Here is a 1,843-nt window from a genome sequence, read left to right as displayed (position 1 = left end):
CGTATTGTCAAAACTTTTATATTAAAAAGTTAATAATTCCTTGATTTATAGGGCTTTAAATGCAAAAAACTTGCCACCCCCTGAATTTTAGGTTAAAAGTGAGGTTACCACACACACACTTAATCCCTAAAAGAAAAGGAAGTGACAAGTTGTACCCTCAATTATTAACTTATTTAATGGAATTTATCAAGTATCAAGATCAGGTAATCAAAACATTACTTACTCTTCTTATTGGAAAAAGTATGTTTGAAAAACTTGATGAATCGCCTGTAAATCAACCGTACCGCAAACTTCAGGTTGATGATTTACCGATCATTGAACCTCTCGAAAAATTAAATTACAAAATTCTCTTAAACGATTATTTTAATGAACACGGTAGATCTCTCAAGCCTGTTCAAAGACGGTCTAAATCAAAGGCCTTTATCCCGAAATCTCTGAACTGTCCAAAGTGTGGTGCTCCGTCGGAATACCTTTATGCCAATAACGGAGATAAAGGCCAGTTTCAGTGTAAGGTGTGTTCGTGTCTTTTTAGTGATAAACATCGTTTTTCTAAAGAGGCCATCCTAAAGTGTCCTCACTGTTCAAGAACCCTTGAGAAGATTAAAGAACGAAAGGATTTCCTTGTCTTCAAGTGTAAAAATAACGACTGTTCCTATTATCAAAAGAAACTTCAATCAATGACTAGGAAAGAGAAGAAGCAGTTTCAAGAGCAACCTCACTTATTTAAATTAAGATACAAATTCCGTCAGTTTCACATTGATTTTCAACCATTATCAAAAGATACGAAAAAACTCCCGATCGTAGATTTATCAAAGATTTATGCCTCTCCACATACACTAGGGCTGATTTTGACTTACCATATAAACTACGGCCTTTCAGCCCGTCGGACGGCTGCCATCATGCAAGATGTTCATGGTGTGCCGATTTCACATCAGACGATATTGAACTACGAAAACAGTGTAGCTCTATTGCTTAAGCCCTACGTGGATCACTATCCGTATGAGCTTTCGGATCAATTTTGTGGTGACGAAACGTATATCCGAGTAGGTGGTCGCTGGCACTATTTATTTTTCTTCTTCGATGCGGTCAAAAAGATCATTCTCTCTTATCCAGTATCACCTAATCGTGATACAAGCACAGCTATTCGTGCGATAGATGAGGTTTTGATAAAGATGAAAGAAATTCCAGGAAATTTGTCATTCGTGGTAGATGGGAATCCAATCTATCTTCTAGCTCAACATTTTTTCGCACAACACGGTATTTCATTTGATGTGAAACAAGTCATTGGACTTACCAATGAAGACCCTGTTTCAACAGAATACAGACCTATGAAACAGATCATTGAAAGACTCAATCGAACATTCAAGGGTAATTATCGCTCAACACATGGCTTTGGTTCTGAACAAGGATCCGTTTCATTTGTGACCTTATTTGTGGCTTATTTTAATTTTCTAAGGCCTCATGCATCTTTAGAAGGTAAGGTGCCAGTTGTGAATCCTGCATTATCTGGACTTCCGACAATGCCAGCTCGTTGGACAAAACTCATTGATTTAGCCCAACAATGGATAATAGCACAACGATCTTCCTGACTTTTTGTTTAGCAGAGCCCTTGATCTATCCAGCGATCGGCGGAGCGAACTCTTGACAAACCGAACTTACCAATGGTTTAAAATGGAAATAACCAAGGGCTATTTGACATGCCTTCTTTTTGTCCCTTCGCCCTTGTTAACTTACCAATAAACCATTGGTGTGTTTGTCAAGAGCGATTGCGCAGCCTTTCCACCTAATAACTGGCAGAGAGCTTAAACTTCTAGGTAGTTTTCATAGAACTTTTGACACTACC

At 38.1% G+C, this 1,843-nt stretch carries 1 protein-coding gene; it reads left to right on the top strand.

Going from position 1 to position 1,843, the window contains the following annotated elements; all coding sequences use genetic code 11:
* The first annotated feature begins 149 nt into the window (after nt 1-149).
* A complete protein-coding gene (locus LC076_RS23920; RefSeq protein ID WP_226671601.1) occupies nt 150-1,589 on the top strand; it encodes a DDE-type integrase/transposase/recombinase in 1,440 nt (479 codons plus the stop codon).
* Nucleotides 1,590-1,843 lie beyond the last annotated feature (254 nt).

The organism is Metabacillus litoralis (assembly GCF_020524045.1).
GTDB lineage: Bacteria > Bacillota > Bacilli > Bacillales > Bacillaceae > Metabacillus > Metabacillus litoralis_C.
This window is presented reverse-complemented; position numbering and strand designations above follow the sequence as displayed.